The sequence below is a fragment of the Xenophilus arseniciresistens genome, assembly GCF_028023875.1.
In the GTDB taxonomy this organism is placed as follows: domain Bacteria; phylum Pseudomonadota; class Gammaproteobacteria; order Burkholderiales; family Burkholderiaceae_C; genus Xenophilus; species Xenophilus arseniciresistens.
This window is the reverse complement of sequence record NZ_JAQIPB010000009.1, coordinates 35,410-55,160: the sequence shown is the minus strand read 5'-3', so window position 1 is coordinate 55,160 and position 19,751 is coordinate 35,410. Positions and strand designations below refer to the sequence as shown.

The 19,751-nt window shown below is 69.4% G+C and carries 18 protein-coding genes; 12 read left to right on the top strand and 6 right to left on the bottom strand.

Features of this window, described 5'->3' with window-relative positions; all coding sequences use genetic code 11:
* Positions 1-38: 38 nt before the first annotated feature.
* Both PGB34_RS18030 and PGB34_RS18025 read left to right on the top strand, forming a co-directional pair.
* Positions 39-746 carry a GntR family transcriptional regulator gene (locus tag PGB34_RS18030; RefSeq protein ID WP_271429488.1) on the top strand — a complete coding sequence of 236 codons (708 nt, stop codon included), beginning with the start codon at positions 39-41 and terminating at the stop codon, positions 744-746.
* Between the two features lie 205 nt (positions 747-951).
* A complete protein-coding gene (locus PGB34_RS18025; protein WP_271429487.1) occupies positions 952-2,625 on the top strand; it encodes an AMP-binding protein in 1,674 nt (557 codons plus the stop codon).
* A gap of 13 nt (positions 2,626-2,638) precedes the next feature.
* Here PGB34_RS18025 and PGB34_RS18020 read toward each other — a convergent pair whose 3' ends face one another.
* Entirely contained in the window at positions 2,639-3,058 is a 420-nt protein-coding gene (locus tag PGB34_RS18020; protein WP_271429486.1) for a DUF1330 domain-containing protein, read from the bottom strand.
* Between the two features lie 109 nt (positions 3,059-3,167).
* Between PGB34_RS18020 and PGB34_RS18015 the strand changes: the two genes are divergently transcribed.
* A complete protein-coding gene (locus PGB34_RS18015; protein WP_271429485.1) occupies positions 3,168-3,497 on the top strand; it encodes a GlpM family protein in 330 nt (109 codons plus the stop codon).
* Positions 3,498-3,507: 10 nt separating this feature from the next.
* Here the strand turns inward: PGB34_RS18015 and PGB34_RS18010 are convergent, their stop codons facing one another.
* From PGB34_RS18010 to PGB34_RS17995, 4 genes are all read right to left on the bottom strand, one after another.
* Positions 3,508-4,755, bottom strand: coding sequence for an acyl-CoA dehydrogenase family protein (locus PGB34_RS18010; RefSeq protein ID WP_271429484.1), 1,248 nt, complete (start codon positions 4,753-4,755; stop codon positions 3,508-3,510).
* Between the two features lie 69 nt (positions 4,756-4,824).
* The gene (locus PGB34_RS18005) at positions 4,825-5,283 is read right to left on the bottom strand and encodes a MaoC family dehydratase (protein ID WP_271429483.1); all 459 of its coding nucleotides are present in this window, start codon (positions 5,281-5,283) and stop codon (positions 4,825-4,827) included.
* 141 nt (positions 5,284-5,424) lie between these two features.
* On the bottom strand, positions 5,425-6,162 hold the full coding sequence (locus tag PGB34_RS18000; protein ID WP_271429482.1) for a hypothetical protein: 738 nt from the start codon (positions 6,160-6,162) through the stop codon (positions 5,425-5,427).
* Between the two features lie 10 nt (positions 6,163-6,172).
* A complete protein-coding gene (locus PGB34_RS17995) occupies positions 6,173-7,240 on the bottom strand; it encodes a phosphotransferase (RefSeq protein ID WP_271429481.1) in 1,068 nt (355 codons plus the stop codon).
* A gap of 150 nt (positions 7,241-7,390) precedes the next feature.
* Between PGB34_RS17995 and PGB34_RS17990 the strand changes: the two genes are divergently transcribed.
* The 9 genes from PGB34_RS17990 to PGB34_RS17950 all read left to right on the top strand — a co-directional run bounded on the left by PGB34_RS17990 (position 7,391) and on the right by PGB34_RS17950 (position 18,808).
* Positions 7,391-8,293, top strand: coding sequence for a LysR family transcriptional regulator (locus tag PGB34_RS17990; protein ID WP_271429480.1), 903 nt, complete (start codon positions 7,391-7,393; stop codon positions 8,291-8,293).
* Positions 8,294-8,852: 559 nt separating this feature from the next.
* Entirely contained in the window at positions 8,853-10,103 is a 1,251-nt protein-coding gene (locus tag PGB34_RS17985) for an ABC transporter substrate-binding protein (protein ID WP_271429479.1), read from the top strand.
* Between the two features lie 20 nt (positions 10,104-10,123).
* On the top strand, positions 10,124-11,377 hold the full coding sequence (locus PGB34_RS17980; protein WP_271429478.1) for an ABC transporter substrate-binding protein: 1,254 nt from the start codon (positions 10,124-10,126) through the stop codon (positions 11,375-11,377).
* The gene (locus PGB34_RS17975; protein WP_271429477.1) at positions 11,374-13,350 is read left to right on the top strand and encodes an ABC transporter permease; all 1,977 of its coding nucleotides are present in this window, start codon (positions 11,374-11,376) and stop codon (positions 13,348-13,350) included. The genes PGB34_RS17980 and PGB34_RS17975 overlap by 4 nt, the downstream gene beginning before the upstream one ends.
* Positions 13,347-14,120 carry an ABC transporter ATP-binding protein gene (locus PGB34_RS17970; RefSeq protein ID WP_271429476.1) on the top strand — a complete coding sequence of 258 codons (774 nt, stop codon included), beginning with the start codon at positions 13,347-13,349 and terminating at the stop codon, positions 14,118-14,120. The genes PGB34_RS17975 and PGB34_RS17970 overlap by 4 nt, the downstream gene beginning before the upstream one ends.
* Positions 14,113-14,817, top strand: a complete 705-nt coding sequence (locus PGB34_RS17965; protein WP_271429475.1) for an ABC transporter ATP-binding protein — start codon at positions 14,113-14,115, stop codon at positions 14,815-14,817. Before PGB34_RS17970 ends, PGB34_RS17965 begins: the two co-directional genes overlap by 8 nt.
* A gap of 37 nt (positions 14,818-14,854) precedes the next feature.
* Positions 14,855-15,985 (top strand): acyl-CoA dehydrogenase family protein, encoded by a 1,131-nt coding sequence (locus tag PGB34_RS17960; RefSeq protein WP_271429474.1) that lies wholly within the window; start codon positions 14,855-14,857, stop codon positions 15,983-15,985.
* 4 nt (positions 15,986-15,989) lie between these two features.
* Positions 15,990-17,192 carry an acyl-CoA dehydrogenase family protein gene (locus PGB34_RS17955; RefSeq protein WP_271429473.1) on the top strand — a complete coding sequence of 401 codons (1,203 nt, stop codon included), beginning with the start codon at positions 15,990-15,992 and terminating at the stop codon, positions 17,190-17,192.
* Between the two features lie 5 nt (positions 17,193-17,197).
* On the top strand, positions 17,198-18,808 hold the full coding sequence (locus PGB34_RS17950; RefSeq protein WP_271429472.1) for an AMP-binding protein: 1,611 nt from the start codon (positions 17,198-17,200) through the stop codon (positions 18,806-18,808).
* A 24-nt stretch (positions 18,809-18,832) separates the two neighbouring features.
* Here the strand turns inward: PGB34_RS17950 and PGB34_RS17945 are convergent, their stop codons facing one another.
* Positions 18,833-19,591: a TSUP family transporter gene (locus tag PGB34_RS17945; protein WP_271429471.1), complete on the bottom strand. Its 759-nt coding sequence runs from the start codon at positions 19,589-19,591 to the stop codon at positions 18,833-18,835.
* Positions 19,592-19,751 lie beyond the last annotated feature (160 nt).

The window sequence follows — 19,751 nt, the reverse complement described above, 5'->3', positions numbered from 1 at the left end:
AGAAGAGAGCCGCGCATGCGGCTGCCAACGGACACGCCATGGAAGACGCGCCCCTGATCCGAGAAAGCCTCAACGGCCAGGCCTATGCGCGCCTGTGCCGCGACCTCAAGGCCGGGCGCTTCGCCCCCGGAGAAAAACTCAAGCTGCGCGACCTCGCGGCCGAGATGGGCATCAGCCCCACGCCCGTGCGCGAAGCGCTGGCGCGGCTGATCTCCGAGCAGGCGCTGGAACAGGTGGGCCACCATTCGGTGCGCGTGCCCGTGATGGACGAGCAGCGCTTCGCCGAAGTGCGCGAGCTGCGACTGGTGCTCGAAGGCCGCGCCGCCGCGCATGCGGCCGCGCATGCCACGACCGCCGACGTGCGCCGGCTCGAGGCGCTGCACGAGCTCATGGCCAGCCAGCGCGAGGAGGGCGACGCCGCCGCCGAGTTGCTGGCCGCCGAGCGCTTCCACATGGAGCTCTATGCCCTGGCCCGCATGCCCGTGCTGCAGCGCATGGTCGAGGGGCTGTGGCTGCAGTGCGGCCCGCTGATGCGTGCGCTGACCACGCATGCCCTGGCGCAGCCGCGCAGGCAGCACCCGCACCACCAGGTGCTGCGCGGGCTGCGCAAGAGCGACAGCGAGCTCGCACGCAAGGGCGTGGAGGAGGAGATCGAGCGCACCTCCGCACCGATCCTGGCCTACCTGCGCGAGCGCGGCGGCGCGGCCGAGGCCCCCGTGCGCCGGCGGGCGGGCGCCCCCGCCTGAGCGCGGCTTTCTTGCCTGTGCATGCAGCCGCCACATGGGCGGCCATGCTCAATATTCATTCCTGATGCCTTGCCCTGAGGCGGGGGCTGGCCGATCATCCGAAGGAAAAAGCGGGGTTGGAGCTGCGGCACGCAGAGGCCGTCGACGACACCCGCATGGCCGTCAGAACACGTTCCAGGGCCCACCGATCCGGAGACAAGCCAGGATGATCGACTACCGCCACGGCCGCAGGCCGCTGCACGAGTATCTGCGTCTGCACGCCCGCGCCACGCCCCACAAGACGGCCATCATCTGGTACGGGCGGCGCATCAGCTATGCCGAGCTGGACCAGCTCAGCGACCGCTTTGCGCAGAGCCTGCGCGAACGCGGGCTGTCGCAGGGCGATGTGGTGGCGCTGTTCATGCACAACTGCCCCGAATACCTGATCGCCCACTTCGGCGCGCAGAAGCTGGGCGCCGTGGTCAGCCCGTGCAATCCGCACGCGCATGTGCTGGAGCTGGGGCGCCAGCTGAGCGAGCTGGGCGCGCGCGCGGTGGTGGCCGGCGAAGAGCTGCTGGAGGTGGCCCGCCAGGCCGGTGCACTGCACGGCGGCGGCCTGCTCTATGCCGTGCGCTACAGCGAGCGCCTGCCCGGCGTGCTGGCCATGGACCTGCCCGACGGCCTGCCGCTGCCCGATGACCGGCATCCCGAATGGCCCGCCGGCACGCTGGGCTTGCGCGAGGCGCTGGCCCAGGCCGGCCCCTTCGAGCCGCAGGGCGACCTCGCGCTCGACGAGGTGGCGCTGATGGCCTACACCACCGGCACCACCGGCCTGCCCAAGGCCGCCATGCTCAGCTACGAATGCGCGCTCTACAAGACCGCCGTCAGCGCCGATGGCTTCAGGCTCGGCAGCGATGACGTGATGCTCGCGGACGTGCCGCTGCATCACATCTCGGGAATGATCACGGGCCTGGACCTGCCCATTTACTGCGGCTGCACGGTGGTGTTGCTGCACCGCTTCGACGCCACCGCGGTGCTGCAGGCCATCGAGGCCTGCCACGTCACCTGGTGGTACACCATGGCGCCCTCGCTGCCTTCGGTGATGGCCTGCGAGGACGCCGCCAGCTACGACCTGCGCTCGTTGCGCGCCACCATCAGCACCAGCTTCGGCGTCCAGCTCAGCGAGTCGCTGGCCAAACGCTGGAGCCGCTTCGCCAACGATTGCCTGATCCACGAAGCGGGCTACGGCCTGAGCGAAACCCACACCTGCGACACGCTGATGCCACCCGATGCCATCCGCTGGGGCACCAACGGCCGGCCGGTGGACGGCGTGCGGATCCACATCATCGACCCCGACACCGGCGTGGAGCTGCCCGTGGGCTCGCCCGGCGAGATCGTGGTGTGCAGCCCGGTGCCCTTCAAGGGCTACTGGCTGCGCCCGGAGGCCACGCGCGCCGTGGCCTGGGGCGATGGCGTGCGCACGGGCGACATCGGCGTGCTCGATGCCCAGGGCTACCTCACCTTCCTGGGCCGCTGCAAGGAAATGATCAAGGTCTGGAGCTACAGCGTGTTCCCCGAGGAGGTGGAGGCCATTTTGGCCACGCACCCCGACGTGCGGCAGGCCGCCGTGGTCGGCCTGCCCGACCCCGACCGCGGCGAGGCGCTGCAGGCCTACGTGGTGCTCAAGGACGCCGCGGCGGCCCGCGTGCGGTTCGACGGCGCGGGCCGCCCGCGCGACCGCGCGGACCAGAAGATGATCGAGTGGTGCCTGCGCAGGATGTCGCACTACAAGGTGCCGCGCTCCATCATCTTCCGCGAGGGCCTGCCTTCGGCCGACAACGGCAAGCTCATGCGGCGCATGCTGCGCGAGCCCGCTGCTGAGCCGGGCAAGCTGATGTGAGCGCTGCCGCCGCTCAGCGGCGAAGGGTGGTGGCGATCAGCCGCGCATCGCGCAGTGCGGCCGTGCGGTGGTGCACGATGGCCTTGTACTCGGGCGACTGGATCATCGCGACGAAGGCATCGCGCGAGGGGTAGCTCACCATCAGCACTTCGTCCCACTGCTCGCCGGGCGGCCCGATCAGCGCATGGTGCGCATCGCCCAGCCATTGCACCGAGGCGCCCACGCGCGCCAGCAGCGGTGCCACCGCTTCGCTGTAGGCCGCGTAGGCCTGGCGGCCGGTGCGCGCGGGCGCCTGCGCGCCGTCGGCCGCCTGCTCGCGGAAGGCCAGCAGGTTGAGCATGACGACCGGGCCTTCCTGCGGCACGCGGCTGAACAGGGCCTTGAAAGTCTCGCGGGTGGGGTCGATGGCGGCGCGCTCGAGGGGCAGGTCCATGGCATGTCTCCTTGGCGCACGACTCTACGCAGTGCCGCGCAGCCACCCTGTAGCCGCCGCGACAAGCCGGCCGCTGCAGGACAATCGAGCCCTTTTCCGGGCCCGCGTCGTGTCTCTTCTCTTCAAGTGCCTCCTGGGCGCAGCCGCCGTTCTGGTGATCGCGCTGCTGTCCAAGACCCGCAACTTCTACATCGCGGGGCTGGTGCCGCTGTTTCCCACCTTCGCGCTGATCGCGCATTACATCGTCGGCACCGAGCGCAGCGCGGCCGACCTGCGCACGACGGCGCTGTTCGGCCTGGCCTCGCTGCTGCCCTATGCGGTGTACCTGGCCGCCGTGTACTGGCTCGCGCTGCGCCTGCCGCTGGGCGCCACGCTGGCCGTGGCCACGCTGGCATGGTGCGTGGCCGCGGGCGCGCTGCTGCTGGCCTGGAACGCCTGAGCGCCTGCCCTCAAAGGCCGCGCTTGGCGGCCAGGTAGCTGCCCAGCTCGTGCTTGGCGACGGCGTTGCGGTGCACCTCGTCCGGGCCGTCGGCCACGCGCAGGTGGCGCGCATAGGCCCAGAAGTTCACCAGGTGCGTGTCCTGGCTCAGGCCCATGGCGCCGAAGGCCTGCATCGCGTCGTCGATCACCTGGATGCAGTTGTTGGGCGCGATGACCTTGATCATCGCGATCTCCTTGGCCGCGACCTTGTTGCCCACCGTGTCCATGCGCCAGGCCGCGTGCAGCACCATCCAGCGCGTCTGGTCGATCAGCATGCGGCCCCTGGCAATGCGCTCGCGCCACACGCCCTGCTCGGCCAGCGGCTTGCCGAAGGCCACGCGCGAGACCACGCGCTCGCACATCATCTCCAGCGCCGATTCGGCCATGCCGATCATGCGCATGCAGTGGTGGATGCGGCCGGGGCCCAGGCGGCCCTGCGCGATCTCGAAGCCGCGGCCCTCGCCCAGCAGGATGTTGCTGGCGGGCACGCGCACGTTGTCGAAGATCACTTCGGGGTGGCCGAAGGGCGCGTCGTAGTGGTTGACCAGGGCCATGTCGCGCACCACCGTGATGCCGGGCGTGTCGGCCGGCACGATGATCATCGACTGCTGGCTGTGGCGGTTGGGGTTGTCCGGATCGGTCTTGCCCATGAGGATGAACAGCTTGCAGCGCTCGTTCATCGCGCCCGTGATGTACCACTTGCGGCCATTGATCACGTACTCGTCGCCCTGGCGTTCGATGCGCGTGCTGATGTTGGTTGCGTCCGAAGAGGCCACGGCCGGCTCGGTCATGGCGAAGGCCGAGCGGATCTCGCCGTCGAGCAGCGGCTGCAGCCAGCGCGCCTTCTGCTCGGCGTTGCCATAACGCGCGATGACTTCGGTGTTGCCGGTGTCGGGCGCAGAGCAGTTGAAGGCCTCGGCGCTCCAGTATCGGCGGCCCATGATCTCGCACAGCGGCGCGTACTCGAGGTTGGTGAGGCCGGGGCCATGCTCGGACTCGGGCAGGAACAGGTTCCACAGCCCGGCCGCGCGGGCCTTGGGCTTGAGTTCCTCCATCAGCGGCAGGCCGGTGTAGCGGCCACCGCTTTTGACGGCGTTCAGGTAGGACTGGTGCGCTTCCTCGGCCTGGCGTTTTTCGTTGGGGTAGATGTGCTCGTCCATGAAGCCAAGCAGGCGCTGGCGCAGGTCCTGCACGCGGGAGCTGTATTCGAATTGCATGTGATGCCCTGTGGAGAAATCGAAAGAAGAAAAAGGAAGAAGGGGTGAAGTGCCGCAACAGGAGCGGCTTCAGCTCCAGGAGAACAGGCCCAGCGTCACGGCCACCAGCGCAGGCTTGTCCTGGCCTTCGATCTCGACGGTGTTCTCGCAGCGCAGCAGCACCCAGCCGTCATCGCGCGGCTCCACGGCCAGCAGCTTGATGTGGTTGCGCACGCGCGAGCCGGCCGGCACCGGCGACATGAAGCGCAGCTTGTCCATGCCGTAGTTCAGCGACTTGGTGGGCTTGAGCCCGGCCAGCAGCTCGTAGGAGGTAATGGGCAGCATGGACAGCGTGAGGTAGCCGTGCGCGATCGGCGCCTTGAAGGGGCTCTCGCGCTGCGCACGCGCCACGTCGATGTGGATCCACTGGCGGTCCTCGGTGCATTCGGCGAAGGCGTCGATGCGCGACTGCGGCATCTGCACCCAGGAGGAGGTGCCGATGGGCTGGCCGACGAACTGCTGAAGGTTGTCTCGGTTCAGGAGGGACATGATGGCAAAAGGTCTTTTTCGGAATTCAGGATGCAGCGATGGTGCCGTGAATGCGGCGCGGCAATGGCGCCGGGGCATGCAGTCTTTTCATCGGGGGCATGCGGCGCGCTGATGCGAAGGCTGCCGCGCGGCGCGCCGGCTTCAGAAGGGCGCGGCGCCGCGCACCTGCAGCCCGCCGATGGCCCAGGACGCATCGTTCGCCACCTGCAGGCCCTGTGCGGCGGCGCGGTGCGCGAAGGTTTCGGCCTGCGCGGTGCTGAACACCAGCGCATCGATGCCGCTGCCGGCAGCATCGCCGGCCGGCATGAAGCGCAGCGCGGCTGGTGCCGTGCGCAGCAGCGGCAGGCCGCCCGCGTCGCGCGCGAGCGGCAGGTCCAGCAACTGGGCCCAGTGCCCGGCCACCCGTTCAGGCGCGCGCACGCGCAGGTCGATGGCCAGCAGGGCGCCCTGCGCCGCGCCCGGCAGTGGCGCGCCGGGCGCGGCGGCGTGCCATTCCACCGCGCAGGCGCCGGTGTCCAGCGTCTCCAGGCGCAGGTAGCTGCCGCAGCCGAAGTCCGTGCCGGCCAGCGGCGACAGGCCCAGGCGCTGCAGGTGGTGGCGCCGGGGGGCCAGGTCCTCGTCGTCCTGGCGCCACTGCAGCGTGTCGGCCCACGCGGGGCGCGGGCCGCAGCAGACCGTGGAGCGGGCCTGCACGCGCGCCTCCACGCGCAGGCCGGCCAGCGCGTAGTGGCGCCGTGCGGGGGCGCCGGGTGCGGCGGGCGGATCGACTGCGATGGGCGGCAGTTGCAGCACGGCCTCGAGCAGTCCGGCGGCCGCGCCCAGGTCGGCAAAACCCAGCCGCAGTCCGCGAAGCCTGGGTGCCGGAGTGGGCAGGCGCATGGCGGCGGCCTCAGCGCGCGGCCTGGGCGCGGTCCCAGCCCAGTTGGGCCAGCTGGCGAGCCTGGCGCCCGGCCTCCAGCGCGTGCGGGTTCGACGCATTGCCCGCCAGTGCCCGGCCCAGGATGCCCTGCGCGATGGCGGCTGCGCGAAAGAGGTTGAAGGCGGCATAGAAGTGCCACAGCGCGGGATCGAGCTGGCCCAGCGCGCGGCGCTCGCGGTAGCGCTGCAGGCCGTCGGCCTCGGTCGGCAGGCCCAGCGCGCGCATCTGCGCATCGTTGAGCTCGCCCAGGCCCCGGAAGGGCGGCGGCAGCTGCCAGGCCATGCAGTGGTAGGCGAAGTCGGCCAGCGGATCGCCCAGCGTGGACAGCTCCCAGTCGAGCACCGCAATCACGCGCGGCGAGGCGCGGTCGAACACCAGGTTGTCGAGCCGGAAGTCGCCATGCACCAGGCGCGTGGCGCTGTCGGCCGGCTGGCGTGCGGCCAGCCAGGCCATCAGCTGCTCCATGGCCTCGATGCGCTCGGTTTCGCTGGCGCGGTACTGGCGGCTCCAGCGGTCGATCTGGCGTGCGATGTAGTGGCCGCTGCGGCCGTAGTCGGCCAGGCGCACGGCCGCCACGTCCACCTCATGCAGCGCCGCGATCACGCGGTTCATCTCGTCGCAGATCGCGCCGCGTTCGGCCCGCGCCAGCCCGGGCAGCTTCGGGTCCCAGAGGATGCGGCCCTCGACGAAGTCCATGATGTAGAAGGTCGAGCCGATGACGGCGGCGTCTTCGCACAGCGCATGCATGTGCGGCACGGGCACGCCGGTGCCGGCCAGCGCGCGCATCACGCGGAACTCGCGTTCCACGGCATGGGCCGAGGGCAGCAGCGCGCCCGCGGGCTTGCGGCGCAGCACGTAGCGGCGCTCGGCGCTTTCGACGAGGAAGGTGGGGTTGGACTGGCCGCCCTTGAACTGCGAGACGGCCAGGCGCTGCCGCGCGCTGCGGTCGACCTGGTCGGCGAACCATTCGCGCAGGCGGTCTTCGTCAAAACGGTGGCCTTCGCGCACGGCCGTGGTGCCGGTGAAGAATTCGGACATCGGGTGGTTCGGCCCCGCAGGGCATGTCTCCTCGGAGAATGCGCACGGCCATGCCTGAGCGCATGATTGCAAGTACTCAACTTCCGGCAAGGCTAAGGGCGGCGGGCCGCCCTTGCCAATGAATGCTCGGAATGTGCCCGGATACAGCCCATGCATATCTCCAGGGTCGATCTGAACCTGCTGGTCGTGCTCGACACGATCTACACCGAAGGCGGCATCACCAAGGCCGCGGAAAAGCTGCACCTGACGCAGCCGGCGATCAGCCACGCGCTGGGGCGCCTGCGCGACCTGTTCAACGACCCGCTGTTCGAGCGCCAGGGCCACAAGATGGTGCCCACCGCGCTGACCAAGCGCATGATCGATCCGCTGCGCGGCTCGCTGCAGTCGCTGGGCTCGCTGCTCAACGAGACGCAGAGCTTCGAGCCGGCCAGCTCGAAGAAGCGTTTCGTGATCGGGCTGCGCGATTTCATGGAATCGACCGTGATGCCGCCGCTGATGCGCACGCTGGCGCAGGAGGCGCCTGAGGTGGAGGTCGCGAGCGTGCGCGCGAACCGCCGCAGCCTCGAAGGCGAGCTGGCGGCCGGCACGCTGGACCTGGCGGTGGACGTGCTGCTGCCGCTGTCCGATGCGGTGAAGTTCACGCGCATCAGCGTCGATGGCGTGGCCGTGGTGGTGCGCAAGGACCATCCGGTCATCCGCGGCAGCATCGATCTGGAGACCTATCTCGCGCAGCGCCACATCCTCGTGACGACGCGGCGCCAGGGGCCGGGCTTCGAGGACATCGAGCTGCGCCGCCTGGGCGTGCAGCGGCAGGTGGCGCTGCGCTGCCAGTACTACTTCGCGGCCTGCCGCACGGTGTCGCAAACCGACCTGATCCTGACCATGCCCGAGAGCTACGCGCACATGGCCAACCGTCAGTTCGGCAACCAGGTGCTGCCCATGCCGGCGCCGCTGGGCTCGATGGACGCCTACATGTACTGGCACGCCAGCACCGACAACGACGCGGCCAACCGGTGGCTGCGGTCGGTGATGATGAGTTGCTACACGCGGTGAGCTGCTGAGCCGCTGTGTACGGTTGCGCAAATAGTTGCGCACGATGGGATCGCTGCGCCCCGCGCATGACGGCCGCGGGCAGGCGGCGCGGGCTCATGCTGGAGCGGTCGGCTGCGCCGACTTCGCTGCGATGCTCGCGGGGTCGGCGCATCGCAGAACTCGCGACGTTCACTTCGTTCACTCTGCTCAAACATGCTGCGATGAGTCAGTTCACGAAGCCCGCGCGACTTCGCGCGGGCGCGCCGTCCCCGCTGCGCTTCTCGCCGCCCCAGAAATCGCCCGCGCCGCCTGCCCGCAGCCGCCATGCGCCTGCAGGGCGGTGACTCATCGCCTGATCGGGGCGCGCTCCACGCGCTTGTGCGGTACCCACGCAGGCCTTGGCCGGGCCATGAGCAACCGGTTGGCTCAAAGGCCCTCGCCCTACGCCCCTCGCTGAAGAGGTGCTCTGCCCGCACTACGGGTTAGCACGGGTGACACCGTTTCGTGTTCGTCTACGATTTCCAATCTGTTATAACAAATATCGCTTGCGACATCGTGAGCGAAGGATTGGAGACAAGCCATGCAGATCCAGCGTCGTCACGTTCTCAGCGCAGGGGCCGCGGCCGCGGTGCTCGGCGCGGCCGGCATGCGCCCCTTGCGCGCGCAGTCGCAGCCCGTGCGCATCGGATTGATCGTGCCCATGAGCGGCATCGGCGCCGAGGCCGGCGCCGCCTGGCATGCCGGCGCGCGCATCGCGGTGGCGCAATGGAACGAACGCGGCGGCGTGCTCAAGCGCCCCATCGAGCTGGTGGTGCGCGACGACAAGTTCACCAGCGCCGGCGCGGTGGCCGCGGCGCGCGAACTGTCGGGCGCGGGCGTGAACCTGCTGATCGGCGGTGCCCAGTCGCCCATGGCGCTGGCCACGGCGCCACTGCTGCCCGAGCTGAAGGCCGCGATGGTGGCGCCCTGTCCCACGGTCATGTCGCTCACGCACGAGGGCTTCCAGAAGAACTTCTTCCGCCTGTCGTGGAACGCCTACATCGCCTTCGCGGGCATCGGCAACATGCTCACGGGCCGCTTCAAGGAGGTGAAGACCTGGTCCTGCATCGTGCCCGACAGCGAGAACGGCCGTGACATGGCGCGCTTCTTCACCTTGGGCGTCAAGCGCGCGGCCGAGAAGGAAGGGCGCCAGGTCACGGTGCTGCCGCCGGTCTTCACCAGCCTGAACAAGGCCGATTACCGGGTCGAGATCAACAGCCTGATGAACGCGCAGTCCGAAGGCCTGTTCGTGGGCCTGACGGCGGCGCCCTGCATCAGCCTGCTGCAGCAGGGCCGTGCCGTGGGGCTGGACCGCAAGTTCAAGGTGATCGGCGACGCGGGCACCGAGCTGATGATCGCCAAGGCGATGCAGAAGTCCACGCCGGCCAACCTCTGGAGCATCAGCTACTGGGTGCCGGGCACGGCCGCGGCGGCGCGCAACCCGCTCAGCGCGCCGCTGTATGACGCCTACGTCAAGCTCACCAACGACCGGCTGCCGCCCAGCATCGTCAACAGCAGCCACCGCTGCGCGCTGGCGCTTTTCAACGCCATCCAGAAAGCCGGCGACACGGGCACCGATGCCGTGATCGCGGCGCTCGAGGGGCTGGAGTTCGACTGCGCCACGGGCCGCTACCGCATCCGCAAGGAAGACCACCAGGGCCTGGGCGAAGCCTACGTGGCGCATGTGGGCGTGCGCGACGCGGCGCCCGGCTTCGGCATCGTCGATGCCATTGCCTACAACGAGGCCGATGTGGCCGAGCCCCCCGCGCCCGGCCAGGCACTGGCCGTTTGAGATCCCATCAAGGAGCACGCATGTCCATGCAGAGGCGACAGATTCTTCAGGCCGCGGGCGCGGCCGCCGTGTTGGGCAGCAGCGGCGCGCGCTTTGCGCGGGCGCAGGGCGGCCCGGTGCGCATCGGCGCCATGCTGCCCATGAGCGGCATCGGTGCCGAGGCCGGCGCCAACTGGCTGGCCGGCATCCGCGCCGCGCAGATGCAGTGGAACGAGGCCGGCGGCCTGCTGGGTCGGCAGATCGAGATCGTGGTGCGCGACGACAAGTTTACCAGCGCGGGCGCCGTGGCCGCGGTGCGCGAGCTGGCCGGCGAAGGCGTGAAGCTGTCGGTGGGCGCGGGCCAGTCGCCGATGGCGCTGGCCATCGCACCCATCCTGGGCGAGCTGGACGCGGTGGTGGCCGCGCCCGCGCCCACGGTGATGTCGGTCACGCACGAGAACTTCAGCCGCAACTTCTTTCGCGTGGCCTCCAACGCCTACATGCTGTTCGGCGGCATCGGCAACATGCTGGCCACCCGGTTCGCCGACGTGGGCAGCTGGGCCATGATCCTGCCCGACAGCGAGAACGGCCGCGACATGGCGCGCTACTTCGAGCATGGCGTCAAGCGCGCCGCCAAGGCCACGGGCAAGGCGCCCAAGGTGCTGGAGCCGGTCTATGCCTCGCTCAACAAGGCGGACTACCGGGTCGAGATCAACCGCCTGATGAACTCGGGCGCCGAAGGGCTGTTCGTCGGACTCACGGCCGCGCCCGCGGTCAGCCTGCTGCAGCAGGGGCGCTCGGTGGGCATGGACCGCAAGTTCAAGGTCATCGGCGAAGCCGGCACCGAGCTGATGATCGCCAAGGCCATGCAGAAGTCCACGCCCGCCAACCTGTGGGGCGTGAGCTTCTGGGCGCCGGAGCTGGAACCCTTCAAGACCCAGTACCCGCAAAGCGCGAAGCTGCGCGAATACATCGTGAAGGTGACGGGCACGCCGCACGTGCCGGGCATCGTGCAGGCCTCGCACCGCTCGGCGCTGGCGTTGTTCAACGCCGTGAAGAAGGCCGGCTCCGCCGAGACCGCCGCCGTGATCGCGGCCATGGAAGGGCTGGAGTTCGACACCGCCGCCGGGCCGTACCGCATCCGCAAGGAAGACCACCAGGGCATCGGCTTCGCCTACTTCGCCAAGATCGGCGCGCGCGACGCGGCGCCGGGCTACGGGCTGGAAGAGGTGATCCGGATGGATGAATCCGAGGTCGTCGAACCCGCCACCCCAGGAAAGAAGTTCGAGGCATGACCAACGAAATCCTTTTCGCCTTCTTCAATGCCGCGGCCTTCGGCATGGCGATCTTCCTGGTCGCGGCCGGGCTCACGCTGATCTTCGGCCTGCTGCGCCTGCTGAACATGGCGCAGGGCGGCTTCTTCATGATCGGCGCCTACGTGTCCTACTCGGTCATGGGCCGCGACGTGCAGTCGCTGGGGCTGTTCCTGTTCGCAGTGCTGGTGGGCGGGGTGGTGGTTGCGCTGCTGGGGCTGGTGACCGACCGGCTGGTGCTGCGCCGGCTGCGCCACGTGGACCCGCATTACGTGCTGATCGCCACCTTCGCGCTGATGATGGTGTGCACGGGCGTGACCAAGCTGATCTGGGGCGTGGACTTCTTCTCGGTCAATCCGCCGCCGGGGCTGGACACGCCGATGAACCCCTTCGGCCTGTTCTTCTCGGCCTACCAGCTGTTCGTGATCGGCGTGGGCGTGCTGCTGTACATCCTGCTCGAAGTGGCCATCCACCGCATGTGGTTCGGCAAGCTCATGCAGGCGCTGGCGGCCGATCCGTGGATGTCGGGCGTGCTGGGCATCAACGTGTCCTTCGGCATCGCGCTGAGCGTGATGGCGAGCTTCCTGCTCGCCGGGCTGGCCGGTGGCCTGCTGCTGCCCAACCAGAGCCTGTCCACCGGCCTGGGCGATTCGTACCTGATGTACGCCTTCTTCGCCGTCATCATCGGCGGGCTGGGCAACATCCGCGGCGCCTTCATCGGCTCGCTGGTGCTCGGGCTGGTGCAGAGCCTGAACACGGTGCTGCTGCCCTCGGTGCCGGGCCTGGCGATCTACGTGGTGCTGGCCATCTTCCTGCTGTTCAAGCCCATGGGCCTGTTCCCCGCGGTGGGCACGCAGACTGAGACGCATGAGAGCCACGGCGGCGGCGCACTGCATCGCCCGGTGTTGTCACGCGGCGTGTGGCAGGCGCTGGGCACGGCCGGGGTGCTGGTGCTGGCCACGCTGCCGCTGTGGCTCTCGGCCGGCCCGCTGTACGTGGTGGGCACGGTGCTGATCCAGGTGGTGTTCGCGCTGTCGTGGAACATGCTGTTCGGCTACACGGGGCTGGTGTCCTTCGGCCATGCGGGCTTCTTCGCCATCGGCGCCTACCTCACGGCGCTGGCGCTGCGCCATGTGGCGGGCGTGCCCTTCCTGGGCGTGATCGCGGCTTCGGCCCTGTTCGGCGCGCTGGCGGCCTGGGGCATCGGCGCGCTCGCATTGCGGCGCATGAGCGGAGTGTTCCTGGCCGTGCTCACGGTGGCGCTGGCCGAGGCGCTGCGGCTGATCATCAGCTTCAGCGCCTTCCTGGGCCGCGAGGACGGCATCACCGACATTCCGCGGCCGGTGCTGAACCTGGGCCTCACGCGCTTCGACCTAGGCAGCTCCGAGGCCTACTACTGGTTCCTGCTGGCCAGCTGCGTGCTGATCACCGGCGGCATGTGGTGGCTGCTGCACAGCCGCTTCGGCCGCACCTTGCAGACCATCCGCCAGGACCAGGAGCGCGCCGCCTTCATGGGCACGCCCGTGGCCGGCTACCGGCTCGCGGCCTTCGTGATCTCGGGCGCGGTGGCGGCCGTGGCCGGGGCGCTGTACGCGCCCTGGGCGCGCATCGTCACCATCGAGGAAGTGCACTGGCTGGCCTCTGCGCAGCCCATGCTCAACACCCTGCTGGGCGGCGTCAGCTCCTTCTGGGGGCCGGTGTTCGGCGCCGGGCTGTTCGCGGCCATCACCTACGCCACGCGCACTTTGGTGGGCCTGTCGGAGCTGATCGTGGGCTGTGGCCTGCTGGCCATCATCCTGCTGGCACCCAACGGCGCGGTGGGCCTGTGGCGGGGCATCGAGGCGCGGCTGTTCGGCGGCCCCCGCCGCGCAGGCGCGCCACCCGCCGACAGCGCCGCGTCGCCTCCCCCGCGCGTGCCGGCCGCATCCGAACTCAAGACCGGAGGTGCGCGATGAGCGAGCCATTGCTGCAAGTGCAGGACGTGCGCAAGAACTACGGACCCATCGAAGTGCTGCACGGCGTGAGCCTGTCGGTGGGCAAGGGCGAGGTCTTCGCCATCATCGGCCCCAACGGCGCCGGCAAGACCACCATGTTCCGCGTCATGACGGGCGAGGTGGGCAGCAACGGCGGCAGCATCCGCTTCAACGGCGAGGACGTGACCCGGCTTCCGGCGCACGAGCGGGTGCGGCGCGGCTTCGGCCGCACCTTCCAGGTGGCCCGCGTGTTCCACGACTTCACGGTGCTGGACAACGTGATCGTCGCCATCGAGGCGCGGCGCCGCCACACGAAGGAGCCGCTGGGCCCGTGGCGCCGCTGCGCGCCCAGTGAAGAGGTGCGCGCCGAGGCGCTGGCGCTGCTGGCCGACCTGAAGCTGGACGCGCTGGCCGGGCAGGGCGCCCGCTTTCTCTCGCACGGCGACAAGAAGCGGCTGGAGTTCGCCATTGCCCTGGCGGGCCGGCCCACGGTGCTGATGCTGGATGAGCCCACGGCCGGCATGTCGCCCAGCGACCGCGCCGACATCGCGCGCCTGGTCTCGCGCATCCAGCAGGAGCGCGGCATCACCGTGGTGATGACCGAGCACGACATGGACGTGGTCTTCGGCCTGGCGAACCGGATCATGGTGATGAACTACGGCGAGGTGGTGGCCACGGGCACCGTCGACGAGGTGCGCGCCGACCCGAAGGTGCGCGAGGTCTATCTGGGCAAGGAGATGATCAGTGCTTGAAGTGCGCGACCTCGACGCCTTCTACGGCGACAGCCACATCCTGTTCAAGCTGCGCCTGTCGGTGGGCAACGGCCAGCGCGTGGCCCTGCTGGGGCGCAACGGCGCGGGCAAGTCCACGCTGCTCAAGAGCGTGATGAATGCCGGCCCGCGCGTGCGCGGCGCGCTGCGTTTCGACGGCCAGGACATCGGCGCGCTGCCGGTGCACCGGCGCACGCAGCTGGGCCTGTCGCTGGTGCCCGAGGACCGGCGCATCTTCACGCACCTGACGGTGGCCGAGAACATCGCCATCGCGCGCTACGGCGCCAGCGCGCAGCGCCCGGCCGTGCCGGTGGCCGAGATCATCGAGCGCTTTCCGATGCTGGTTGCGCTGCAGCAGCGCTATGGCGGCCAGCTCAGCGGCGGCCAGCAGCAGCTGCTGGCCGTGGCGCGCGCGATGGCCGCCAACCCCAGCCTGCTGCTGCTGGACGAACCCACCGAGGGCCTGGCGCCCATCATCGTGGAAGAGATGGCGCACGACGTGGTGCGCACCTGCACCGAGCGCAACACCGCGCTGCTGCTGTGCGAACAGAACATCTGGTTCGCGCGCCGCTGCACGCAATACGTCTACGTGATCGACACCGGCCGCATCGTCTTCGAAGGCGACTGGGCCGCCTTCGATGCCAACCCGCAGGTGCAGCAGCGCTACCTGGCGCTGTGAAGCCTTCGCCCCTTTTTCTCCGCCTTCCGATCGAACCATGGATCTCCAGTACACCCCCGAACAGACCCAGCTGCGCGAGAGCGTGGAACGCTTCGTGCGCGAGGCTTATGACTTCGCGCACCGGCGCAAGCTGGTGACCAGCGAGCGCGGCCACGACGAAGGCTGCTGGCGCCAGTACGCCGAATTCGGCTGGCTGGCCATTCCCTTCAGCGAGGAGGACGGCGGCATCGGCGGCGACGCGACCGACACCGGCATCGTGATGGAAGGCGTGGGCCGCGGCCTGCTGCTGGAGCCCTACCTGGCCAGCGTGGTGCTGGGCGGCGGCATGCTCGCCGCACTGGGCAGCGCGGCGCAGAAGGCGCAATGGCTGCAGCCGATGATGGGCGGCGAGCGCAAGCTCGCGCTGGCCTACGCGGAGCCGGCTTCGCGCTACGAGATCACGCATTGCGAGGCCACGGCACGCCGCGAAGGCGATGCCTACGTGATCGACGGCGCCAAGACGCTGGTCTATGGCGGCCCGGCGGCCGACGCCTTCGTCGTCATCGCGCGCACTTCGGGCGCGGTGGGCGACCGCGCCGGGCTCAGTGCCTTCGTGGTCGACGCCGGAACGCCGGGCCTCGCGCTCACGCCTTACGCCACGCATGACGGCCAGCGCGCGGCCGACCTCACGCTCCAGGGCGTGCGGGTCGATGCGGGCCGCCGCCTGGGCGAGGAAGGCGGCGCGGCCGAGGCGCTGGAGCGCGTGATCGACCAGGGCATCGCGGCCCTGGCCTCCGAGGCGGTGGGGGCGATGGCGGTGCTGGTCGACAGCACGCTCGAGTACCTCAAGACGCGCCAGCAGTTCGGCCGCCCCATCGGCACCAACCAGGCGCTGCAGCACCGCATGGTCGACATGTACATCGCCCTGGACGAAGCACGTTCGATGGCGCTGTACGGCGCGCTGATGCTGCGCGACGAAGACACCGCCGCGCGCCGCAAGGCGCTGTCGGCGACCAAGATCGAGATCGACCGCACGGCCAGGCGCGTGGGCCAGGAGGCGGTGCAGATGCACGGCGCCATGGGCGTGACCGAGGAACTGGCCGTGGGCCACTACTTCAAGCGCCTGTCGATGATCGCCACCACCTTCGGCGACAGCGACTGGCACGTCGAACGCTACATGGCGAGCTGAGCCGATGGAGCTGACGCTTTCCCCTGCCGAGCAGGCCTTCGAGGCCGAGGTGCGCGCCTTCATCGGCGCGAATCTTCCCCCAGACATCCGCGAGAAGGTGCGCCAGGACCGCTTCCTGGACCGCGAGGACTTCATGCGCTGGCAGCAGATCCTCGGGCGCCAGGGCTGGTTCACCGGCGCCTGGCCACGCGAACACGGCGGCCAGGCCTGGTCGGCCATGCAGACCATCATCTTCAACCGCGTGGCCGGCGAGCTGCACTGCCCCGAGCTGCAGGTCTTCGGCCCCGCGATGGTGGGACCGGTGATCTACACCTTCGGCACCGAGGTGCAGAAGGCACGGCACCTGCCGGCCATCCGCGATTCGTCCGTCTGGTGGTGCCAGGGTTATTCGGAGCCCGGCGCGGGCTCCGACCTCGCCGCGCTCAAGACCCAGGCCGACGACCACGGCGACCACTTCATCGTCAACGGCCAGAAGATCTGGACTTCCTACGCGCATTTCGCCGACTGGATGTTCTGCCTGGTGCGCACGGGCCGCGAAGGCCGCAAGCAGGAGGGCATCTCCTTCCTGCTGATCGACATGAAGACGCCGGGCGTGCAGGTGCAGCCCATCCGCATGCTCGACGGGCGGCACTACCTGAACGCGGTCTTCTTCGACCACGTCAGGGTGCCGCGCGAGAACCTCATCGGCGAGGCCGGGCGCGGCTGGACCTACGCCAAGTTCCTGCTGGAGCACGAGCGCGTGGAAAACGCCAACCTGCGCTTCATCACGCAGGAGCTGCAGAAGCTGCGGCGCGTGGCCGGCGAGGTGCGCAGCGGCGGCGGCCGCCGCCTGATCGACGACCCGGCCTTCGCGGCCGAGCTGGCGGGCGTGCAGGTGCAGTTCAAGGCGCTGGAGATCGGCCTGCTGCGCATGCTTTCGGACATGCATGCCGGCGCACCGGCCGGGCCGGGCAAGTCCTCCTTCATCAAGATCCGCGGCACCGAGATCGCGCAGCGCATCACCGAGCTGCTGGTGCAGGCCAGCGGCCCTGACGGCCAGCGCTACCAGCCCGGGCCGCTGCTGGGCGCGGGCGACGACCCGCTGATCGGCCCCGAACACGCGCTGGGGCCCGTGCCCAGCTACCAGTTCTGCCGCGCCATGACCATCTATGGCGGCAGCACCGAAGTGCAGAAGAACATCATGGCCAAGCACGCGCTGGGGCTTTGAACGGCATGAACCCACCCTCCATCGACTACCCCTTCGGCGAACAGCCGCTGCACGAATACCTGCGCGAGCACGCGCGCCGCCAGCCCGGCAAGGCCGCGCTCATCTGGTACGGCCGCGCCATCAGCTATGCAGAACTGGACCGCCTGAGCGACGCCTTCGCGCAGACGCTGCACCGCATCGGCGTGGGCAAGGGCGACCGCGTCGCGCTGTTCCTGCAGAACTGCCCACAGTACCTGATCGCGCATTTCGGCATCCAGAAGCTGGGCGCCATCGTCAGCCCCTGCAGCCCGATGTTCAAGGCGCACGAGTTCGCCTACCAGGTGGGCGACCTGGGCGCCAAGGCCATCGTGGCGGCCGACCACCTCGTGCCCATCGTGCTCTCGGTGAGCGACAAGGTGGACGTGTCGCATGTCTACAGCGTGCGCTACAGCGACTTCCTGCCCGAGCAGCCGCCCGTGCGCGTGCCCGACGAGGTGGCGCAGCGCCGGCCCGTGCCCGAAGGCACCGTCGACTTCGCCGAGGCCGTGGCCGACCCGGCGCCGAAGCCGCCGCGCCCCGTGCTGGCCATGGACGACGTGGCGCTGATGACCTACACCTCGGGCACCACCGGCATGCCCAAGGGCGCAATGCTCAGCTACCGCAACGCGCTCTACAAGACGGCGGTGGGCGCCCAGATGTTCCGCATCCGCAATGAAGACACGATGCTCGCGGTCGCGCCGGTCTATCACATCGCCGGGATGATCTGCGGCGTGACCTTGCTGGCCTACACGGGCGCGACCATCGTGCTGCTCAACCGCATGGATGCGCTGGCGGTGCTGCAGTCCATCGAGCGTTTTGGCGTGAGCTGGTGGTACGCCATGGCGCCGATGCTGGTGGCCGCCATGAACGAACCCGGGGCCGGGAAGTTCGACCTGCGCACGCTGCACACCACGATGGGCACCAGCTTCGGCATCAAGCTGACCGAGGAACTGGCGAAGAAGTGGAGCGCCTTTGCCAACGGCTGCCTGGTCTACGAAGCGGGCTATGGCCTGTCGGAGACGCACACCAACGACGTGCTGATGCCGCGCGACGCGGTGCGCTGGGGCACCAACGGCGTGCCCGGGCCGGGCGTGGAGCTCAAGATCATCGACGAGGACGGCCAAAGCCTTCCGGTGGGGCAGGCCGGCCAGATCGTGGTGCGCAGCGCCGGCGTGTTCCACGGCTACTGGAACCGGCCCGAGGCGACGGCCGAGGTGCTCAAGGACGGCTGGGTCCACACCGGCGACATCGGCAAGCTGGACGAGGCGGGCTACCTGAGCTTCATCGGCCGCACCAAGGAAATGATCAAGGTCTCGGGCTTCAGCGTGTTCCCGGAGGAGGTGGAGGCGATCCTGATCCTGCATCCGGCCGTGCGGCAGGTGGCGGTGATCGGCGTGCCCGACGAAGGCAAGGGCGAGGTGATCAAGGCCTTCATCGTGCCCGAGGCGCCGGATCTCTCGGCCTTCGACAGCGAGGGCCTGCTCGCCTGGGCGAAGGAGAACATGTCGCACTACAAGGTGCCGCGCCAGCTCGCGCTGCTGGATGCCTTGCCCGCCACCGGCACGGGCAAGGTGCTGCGGCGGCTGCTGCGGGAGTGAAAAGGCGGAAGGCGGGGGCGGGCTTCAGCGCAGGAACGCGTCGTAGCCCGTCTTGCAGATCAGCGCACTGACCACGACCATGAACACCACGCGCACGAAGCCGGCGCCATGCCTGATCGCCACGCGCGCGCCGATCACGCTGCCCACGATGTTGGCCACCGCCATCACCACCGCGTAGTGCCACCACACATGGCCCTTGAGGCCGAACAGCACCAGCGCGCCCGCGTTGGTCATCACGTTGAGCACCTTGGCCGAAGCCGAGGCGTTGAGAAAGTCATAGCCCAGCCAGCGCACGAGCAGGAAGATGAAGAAGCTGCCCGTGCCCGGCCCGAAGAAACCGTCATAAAAGCCGATCAGCAGCCCGATGAGGCAGGCCACCCCCAGTTCGGCACGGCCGGCAAAGCGCGGCGCATGGTGGCGGCCCAGTTCCTTCTTGGCCAGCGTGTACAGCAGCAGCGCCACCAGGATGAAGGGCAGCAGCTTGCGCAGGAAGTCGGCCGAGATCAGCGTGACGGCCCAGGCGCCCGCGAAGGAGGCCAGGAACGCCACCCCCGCCGCGGGCAGCAGGGCGCCCCAGGGCAGTGCCACGCGGCGCGAAAACTGTGCCGCCGCCACGGCCGTGCCCCACACGCCGGCACTCTTGTTGGTGCCCAGCAGCGTGGCGGCCGGTGCATTCGGGAACACCGAGAACAGCACAGGCGTGAGGATCAGCCCGCCGCCGCCCACGATCGAATCGATAAAACCCGCCAGCAGCGAGGCGCCAGCCACCCAGATCCACTCCATGGGCGGCGATTCTCCCACTGTGTCCAAGCGTGGCCTGCCGGAGGGCTTTGCCTGGAAACACGTTCTGAGAAACAGGCAAAAAAAAGCGCCGACCAGCGGCGCTTTGCGAAGCAATCTGGCATCTCATGCGTGGATGCCTTGTTGATTCTTTTCTTCTGAT

Excerpts from the sequence above, each read along its gene's own strand:
- PGB34_RS18030 (WP_271429488.1), top strand. The coding sequence starts at position 39 with ATGGAAGACGCGCCCCTGATCCGAGAAAGCCTCAACGGCCAGGCCTAT.
- PGB34_RS18025 (WP_271429487.1), top strand. The coding sequence starts at position 952 with ATGATCGACTACCGCCACGGCCGCAGGCCGCTGCACGAGTATCTGCGT.
- PGB34_RS18020 (WP_271429486.1), bottom strand. The coding sequence starts at position 3,058 with ATGGACCTGCCCCTCGAGCGCGCCGCCATCGACCCCACCCGCGAGACT.
- PGB34_RS18010 (WP_271429484.1), bottom strand. The coding sequence starts at position 4,755 with ATGCAATTCGAATACAGCTCCCGCGTGCAGGACCTGCGCCAGCGCCTG.
- PGB34_RS18005 (WP_271429483.1), bottom strand. The coding sequence starts at position 5,283 with ATGTCCCTCCTGAACCGAGACAACCTTCAGCAGTTCGTCGGCCAGCCC.
- PGB34_RS18000 (WP_271429482.1), bottom strand. The coding sequence starts at position 6,162 with ATGCGCCTGCCCACTCCGGCACCCAGGCTTCGCGGACTGCGGCTGGGT.
- PGB34_RS17995 (WP_271429481.1), bottom strand. The coding sequence starts at position 7,240 with ATGTCCGAATTCTTCACCGGCACCACGGCCGTGCGCGAAGGCCACCGT.
- PGB34_RS17990 (WP_271429480.1), top strand. The coding sequence starts at position 7,391 with ATGCATATCTCCAGGGTCGATCTGAACCTGCTGGTCGTGCTCGACACG.
- PGB34_RS17985 (WP_271429479.1), top strand. The coding sequence starts at position 8,853 with ATGCAGATCCAGCGTCGTCACGTTCTCAGCGCAGGGGCCGCGGCCGCG.
- PGB34_RS17980 (WP_271429478.1), top strand. The coding sequence starts at position 10,124 with ATGTCCATGCAGAGGCGACAGATTCTTCAGGCCGCGGGCGCGGCCGCC.
- PGB34_RS17975 (WP_271429477.1), top strand. The coding sequence starts at position 11,374 with ATGACCAACGAAATCCTTTTCGCCTTCTTCAATGCCGCGGCCTTCGGC.
- PGB34_RS17970 (WP_271429476.1), top strand. The coding sequence starts at position 13,347 with ATGAGCGAGCCATTGCTGCAAGTGCAGGACGTGCGCAAGAACTACGGA.
- PGB34_RS17960 (WP_271429474.1), top strand. The coding sequence starts at position 14,855 with ATGGATCTCCAGTACACCCCCGAACAGACCCAGCTGCGCGAGAGCGTG.
- PGB34_RS17955 (WP_271429473.1), top strand. The coding sequence starts at position 15,990 with ATGGAGCTGACGCTTTCCCCTGCCGAGCAGGCCTTCGAGGCCGAGGTG.
- PGB34_RS17950 (WP_271429472.1), top strand. The coding sequence starts at position 17,198 with ATGAACCCACCCTCCATCGACTACCCCTTCGGCGAACAGCCGCTGCAC.
- PGB34_RS17945 (WP_271429471.1), bottom strand. The coding sequence starts at position 19,591 with ATGGAGTGGATCTGGGTGGCTGGCGCCTCGCTGCTGGCGGGTTTTATC.